Annotated in this window: 7 protein-coding genes; 5 read left to right on the top strand and 2 right to left on the bottom strand. The window is 31.6% G+C overall.

The window, feature by feature from the left end:
- Positions 1-60: 60 nt before the first annotated feature.
- Positions 61-417, bottom strand: a complete 357-nt coding sequence (gene tnpB / locus ABUA27_RS04595) for an IS66 family insertion sequence element accessory protein TnpB (RefSeq protein WP_349820314.1) — start codon at positions 415-417, stop codon at positions 61-63.
- The gene (tnpA, locus tag ABUA27_RS04590; protein WP_349820313.1) at positions 411-734 is read right to left on the bottom strand and encodes an IS66 family insertion sequence element accessory protein TnpA; all 324 of its coding nucleotides are present in this window, start codon (positions 732-734) and stop codon (positions 411-413) included. Before tnpA ends, tnpB begins: the two co-directional genes overlap by 7 nt.
- Before the next feature lie 551 nt (positions 735-1,285).
- Here tnpA and ABUA27_RS04585 point away from each other — a divergent pair.
- Genes ABUA27_RS04585 through kdpC form a run of 5 tightly spaced genes read left to right on the top strand, consistent with a single transcriptional unit; the run spans position 1,286 to position 6,226 of the window.
- Positions 1,286-1,363: a potassium-transporting ATPase subunit F gene (locus ABUA27_RS04585; protein WP_129981207.1), complete on the top strand. Its 78-nt coding sequence runs from the start codon at positions 1,286-1,288 to the stop codon at positions 1,361-1,363.
- Positions 1,364-1,388: 25 nt separating this feature from the next.
- Positions 1,389-1,784 (top strand): hypothetical protein, encoded by a 396-nt coding sequence (locus ABUA27_RS04580; RefSeq protein ID WP_129981186.1) that lies wholly within the window; start codon positions 1,389-1,391, stop codon positions 1,782-1,784.
- 14 nt (positions 1,785-1,798) lie between these two features.
- The gene (locus ABUA27_RS04575) at positions 1,799-3,532 is read left to right on the top strand and encodes a potassium-transporting ATPase subunit KdpA (RefSeq protein ID WP_129981187.1); all 1,734 of its coding nucleotides are present in this window, start codon (positions 1,799-1,801) and stop codon (positions 3,530-3,532) included.
- A gap of 11 nt (positions 3,533-3,543) precedes the next feature.
- A complete protein-coding gene (kdpB, locus tag ABUA27_RS04570; RefSeq protein WP_349820312.1) occupies positions 3,544-5,601 on the top strand; it encodes a potassium-transporting ATPase subunit KdpB in 2,058 nt (685 codons plus the stop codon).
- 10 nt (positions 5,602-5,611) lie between these two features.
- A complete protein-coding gene (gene kdpC / locus ABUA27_RS04565; RefSeq protein ID WP_349820311.1) occupies positions 5,612-6,226 on the top strand; it encodes a potassium-transporting ATPase subunit KdpC in 615 nt (204 codons plus the stop codon).
- Positions 6,227-6,379: the final 153 nt, after the last annotated feature.

Genomic DNA, 6,379 nt, shown 5'->3' with positions numbered 1-6,379 from the left:
CCTCCGCTTCATGTAATAATTATACCATAAATCGTACAATTTTTCTATGAATCAAGGCCATTATATGACTGCTTTTGAAACTGTTTTCTTTATCCTTCCAGGCTGTACAACTGCCAGTCCCTCCAGGAGCCATCTGAACTGCTGGCGCGTTATTTCTTTTGCTTCGGATTCATCTCTAGGCCATTTGAATCTGCCGTCTTCCAGTCTCTTGTAAAGAAGTACAAAGCCGTCACCCTCCCAGTACAGTGCCTTCATCACTCTTGAATTTCTACCACAGAACAGGAATACTGAATTTGAAAAGGGATCTAAACTAAACTGTGTTGTAACAAGTGCACTAAGACCATCAATCTGTTTCCTCATATCTGTATAGCCAACAGCTATATAGATATGCTCAGCCTTGGAGATATCACCTAACATAATAGTGCCTCAATGATATTCGTTACTGTCCCTATATCTGTATCACAGGGAAATTCTATACGAACATCACCTTTAGTTATAATTATGTTCTGTTTATTAAGTGTGCTCTGATCAACAGAGACAAATGATGGAGCCTTTACAGCCCCTGAGTCAATTGCCATCTTTCGCAGTTTCTTCAGCCAGCAGTAGTAGGTCTGCTCACATATGTTGTTCTGCTTGCACCATTTTCTGACAGGTAGTCCACTTTCCCTGCACTCCTTAATCCTTTCCACCCATTGCTTGGTCTTGATATCATCATTAATGCTTTGAATATCCATAATCTCACCATCCTCTATATAGTGAATTTAGTGCTAAAATCACTACATATAGTAAATTTAGTGGCTAAAAACACTATATATAGCAAATTTAGTATCTAAAAACACTTTAATTATCTAACATGATGAGGTCTATTTCTATCCACTATATTATTTGGCGCTTACGATTTTAGTACACCAGAACCTGTATCTAGAGCTTTAACTAAGTTCAGTCAGATTCTAGATGATGTAGAAGAAACATTAAAGAAGTTATAAGGCAACCCGAAAGGGTTGTTTTTCTTTTATCCAAAGATACTTCTATAAGCAAATATTTAAAATATTGCGAGTTGATTTTAATTTAATTTTAATTTTAAAGCCCTTTTTTTTAACCTATTTTAATTTTCGCAGCAGTAAAATATTTTTGCCCTAAGGATAAAGATATTATGAGTTTAATAGTGAGGAGGATATTTATGGTTGACATAATCATGTTATCTATTTTAGTTATTTCGTTTTTGCTTATGATCGGGTTTGTTAATTTGGTAGATAAAGAATTGAAAAGATAGAGGTGATTACAAATGCTTATCTTGATAGTAACTATTATATTGATTTCTTGTTATCTTATATATGCTTTAATAAATCCAGATAAATTTTAACATATATTATAAAGGAGATGGTGATATGAATACTATATCCAGCGATAATACAGAAAATGAAGAATACTTTTGTTTAAAAATGAAACAGCTTATTTGTTCTGATCAATTACAAGAAGCTTTTCAAAATATTTGTGATTTTATGGCTAAACATCCAGATTCTGCTATTCCTCATAATTTGTTAGGTATTATATATGAAAAAAAACGTAATCATGTTTTAGCAATGAAACATTTTAGGGTAGCCTGGTGTTTGGATCCAACTTATTTACCTGCTCAAGAAAATATGTCTAATTTTAGTAGTTTTGAACCGATGCATAGATTCTTTTATGAAAAATCAGAGTGTTCAAAAAGTACGAAAAAGTGTGAAATTAAATATGATAGTAGACATATTGGACATGTTGTTGAAAAAAATCAATTGGTTTAAATGGAGGGGCATTTATGGTGCAGATAGTTTGTACATTATTATTATTTATAGTTATCATCTTTCCAATTGGAAATTATGTTTACCATATTTCTAGTGGTGAGAGAACATTTGCAGATCCAGTATTTGATAAGATGGATAATTGTATGTTTAAAGTATTAAAAATAGATACGTCAACAATGACTTGGAAAAAATATGCTGTGTCATTATTGATAGTTAATTTATGCTTGGTTTTCATTGGGTATTTAATTTTAAGAATTCAATCAATTGGATTTTTAAATCCTAATGGTATTAGTGGTATGGAAGAATCATTGTCTTTTAATACAATCATATCTTTTATGACTAATACGAATTTACAACATTATGCTGGAGAATCAGGATTATCGTATTTTTCTCAAATGTTTGTAATCATTATGATGATGTTTACTTCTGCTGCAACAGGTTTTTCTGCATGCGTTGCTATGGTGAGAGGCTTGTTAGGAAGAAATATGGGTAATTTCTATGTTGATTTTATCCGAATCATTAATCGATTTTTATTACCTTTATCAATGATTATTGGGTTATTTCTTGTTTGGCAAGGTGTACCACAAAACTTGAATTCAAATATTCAATTAACAACAATTGAAGGGAAATTTCAAGAAATTGCTTCTGGTCCTATAGCAGCATTAGAATCTATCAAACATTTAGGAACAAATGGTGGTGGATTTTTAGGTGCTAATTCAGCTACCCCTTTAGAAAATCCAACAATTCTTTCAAATATGATTGAGTTATTCTCAATGATGATTTTGCCAATATCTTCAATTATTGTTTTTGGCAGAATGGCATATGGTAAATATGAAGAATCAAAAGCAAATAAAGTTGCCTATACTTTATCAACTAATAAACCAAAGAAAATATGGATGGGCAAAGAAGGAAGAACAGTTTTTGTTGCTATGTCAATACTATTTGTTGTTGGTTTAGGAATCTGTTTTTATAGTGAATCACAAGGCAATCATGCAGTAGCGCAAGCAGGTATCACAGAAACTCTTGGTAATATGGAAGGGAAAGAAGTGAGATTTGGGGTTGCACAATCAGCTTTATTTACTACTGCAACAACATCTTTTACAACTGGAACTATCAATAACATGCATGATACATTAACACCTTTAGGTGGATTAGTTCCATTATTACATATGATGTTGAATGTTGTGTTTGGTGGAGCTGGTGTTGGACTTATGAATATGTTAATTTATGCCATTATTGCTGTATTCATTTGTGGTTTGATGATTGGTAGAACACCTGAGTATCTTGGTAAAAAAATCGAAGGAAAAGAAATGAAACTTGCAGCTCTATGCATTATTATTCATCCATTATTAATTTTAGGATTCACTGCTTTAGCTTTGTCTATTCCTGAAGGAATTAATGGTATTACTAATCCAAGTTTTCATGGCTTGTCTCAGGTTTTATATGAGTTTGCTTCATCAGCAGCCAATAACGGATCAGGCTTTGAAGGCTTAGCAGATAACTCATTATTCTGGAATATGAGTTGTGGTATAGTTATGTTTTTAGCGCGATACTTACCTATAATCATTCAACTAGGTATTGCTGGTAGTTTGATGAATAAAATTGATGTGAATAAATCTACAGGCACTTTGGAAACAAATACTATATCATTTGCAATTATATTAGTGGTAGTTGTGTATATTTTCTCAGCACTAACATTCTTACCTGCAATTGCATTAGGTCCAATTGCAGAGTGGTTGACATTATAGGAGGTATAAAAATGAGTGAAAATAAAAAAAATCAATTCATAACGAAAGATATCTTTTACTCTTCAATTAAAGGTTCTTTTACAAAGTTGTCTCCAAAATATATGATTAAAAATCCAGTTATGTTTGTAGTTGAAGTTGGATTTGTTTTATGTACAATACTAGTTTTTTTTCCTCATTTATTTCATGATAAAGGAAATAATTTAAGCTTATATAATGCAATCGTTGCATTTATTCTGTTTGTTACAATATTGTTCGCAAATTTTGCTGAGTCAGTTGCAGAAGGACGTGGGAAAGCACAGGCAGATACTTTAAAAAAGACAAAAAAAGATACAAAAGCACGTTTGATTTTAGATGATGGATCTGAAAAAGAAATTTCTAGTAGTGAACTCAAAAAAGGAGATATTGTACTTGTTAAAGCGGGAGAATTAATTCCTGGTGATGGTGAAATTATAGATGGCATAGCAAGTGTTGATGAATCAGCAATAACTGGTGAATCAGCTCCTGTCACAAAAGAAGCAGGCGGAGATTTTGCATCCGTTACTGGAGGTACTACTGTTGTTTCTGACTGGATTAAAATAGAAATATCAACAGATCCAGGTCATTCCTTTTTGGATAAAATGATTTCTATGGTTGAAGGTGCTTCTAGAAAGAAAACTCCAAATGAGATTGCCTTAAATACTTTGTTAGTCTCTTTAACTATTATATTTTTAATAGTTATCGTTACATTGTATCCGATTGCTACATATTTAAAGATTCAAATTTCTATTTCAACATTAGTCGCTTTAACAGTTTGTTTAATCCCAACTACAATTGGGGCATTACTTAGTGCAATTGGTATTGCAGGTATGGATCGTGTTACTAGATTTAATGTTATTGCATTATCTGGGAAGGCTGTAGAAGCATGTGGCGATGTAGATACCATGATTTTAGATAAAACAGGTACTATTACATTCGGAAATAGATTGGCGAGTGACTTTATTAATGTGGATGGTGTAAATCAAAAAGATCTTGTGAAATATGCATGTATTGCATCATTAAAAGATACAACACCTGAAGGAAAATCAACAGTAGAATTAGCTGAAAAGATGGGAGTTACATTAAATATTGATGATTACAAGAATGCAACATTCATTGAATTTACAGCTAGTAGCAAAATGAGTGGGATTGATCTTGAAGATGGTACTAAAATAAGAAAAGGCTCTGGTGAAGCCATTATTAATTATGTAAAAAAATTAAATGGATTAATTCCTTCTGATTTAAATGAAAAAGTGGAAAATATTTCAAAATTAGGAGGGACTCCGTTAGTAGTTTGTGTAAATAACAAGATTTTAGGTGTTATTTATTTAAAAGATACAGTAAAACCTGGATTACCAGAAAGATTTGACCGTTTACGTAAAATTGGTATTAAAACGATTATGTGTACAGGGGATAACCCTTTAACAGCTGCAACTATTGCTGCTGAAGCTGGTGTTGATGGTTATATTGCTGAATGTAAACCTGAAGATAAAATAGAGGCAATAAAAAAAGAGCAAGCCTTAGGAAAAATTGTAGCTATGACTGGTGATGGAACAAATGATGCACCAGCTTTAGCTCAAGCAAATGTAGGAATAGCAATGAATAGCGGAACTACTGCTGCCAAAGAAGCAGCTAACATGGTAGATTTAGATTCGAATCCAACGAAAATACTAGAAGTAGTAGAAATTGGTAAGCAATTATTAATTACAAGAGGATCATTAACTACATTTTCTATAGCAAATGATATTGCAAAATATTTTGCAATTATTCCAGCAATTTTTACAATTGCTATTCCACAAATGAAAGTCTTAAACATTATGGGACTTAGCTCTCCATCAAGTGCGATTTTATCAGCATTGATATTTAATGCTATTATTATTCCTTGTTTAATCCCCTTAGCTATGAAGGGGGTTAAATATAAGCCTATGAGTGCATCTAAACTATTAGGAAGAAACATGATGATTTATGGTTTAGGAGGCGTTATTTGTCCATTTATTGGTATTAAGTTAATTGATATTCTTATTTCACCATTACTTGTTTTTTTAGGATTGTAGGAGGCTGTTTATGAAAAATATATTTAAACAAATAAAAACACCATTAAAACTATCACTTGCAATGTTTATAATCTGTGGATTAATTTATCCAATGATGATGACTGGTTTATCTCAGATTATCTTTCCACAACAAGCCAATGGAAGTCTTATTAAGATGGATGGAAAGGTTGTAGGTTCTGAACTAGTTGGTCAAGATTTTACAGATGAGCGATTATTTCATTGTAGACCTTCTGCGGTAAACTATAATACATTTACGCAAAAAGAAGGTAATAAACAAATTATACCATCATCTGGAAGTGAAAACTTAGCATCAAGTAATCCTAAATTAGAAAAAAGAATCAATGAAGATATTAAAAAATTTCTACAAGAAAATCCTACGATAAAAAAAGAAGATATTCCTGCAGATATAATAACTGCATCTGGTTCAGGATTAGACCCACATATTTCTGTTGATGCTGCTCGTGTTCAAATGGATAGAGTATCAAAAAATACACATATTTCTAAAACTGAATTAGAAAAATTAATAAAGGATAATACTGAAAATAAATTACTTGGTATCTTTGGTGAAGAAAAGGTAAACGTGTTGAAATTGAATTTATCTATAATGAGAGAAATTAAGGGATAAAGTGAAAAGTTAAATTCCACTTTAAAACGGAACAAAAAAATTGTGGAATTTACTCGTTCAGAATTATATTTTCATAAGAATATCGGATATTAATTCTGATATTCTTTTTGTTTTAGTAATGGAACTTAATCATTCGTACATTAGAAATGAGAT

This window comes from Catenibacterium sp. RTP21428st1_D7_RTP21428_210409 (genome assembly GCF_040227455.1).
GTDB lineage: Bacteria > Bacillota_I > Bacilli_A > Erysipelotrichales > Coprobacillaceae > Catenibacterium > Catenibacterium mitsuoka_A.
Note: the sequence above shows the minus strand (reverse complement) of the source record. Positions and strands in the feature narration are given on the sequence as shown.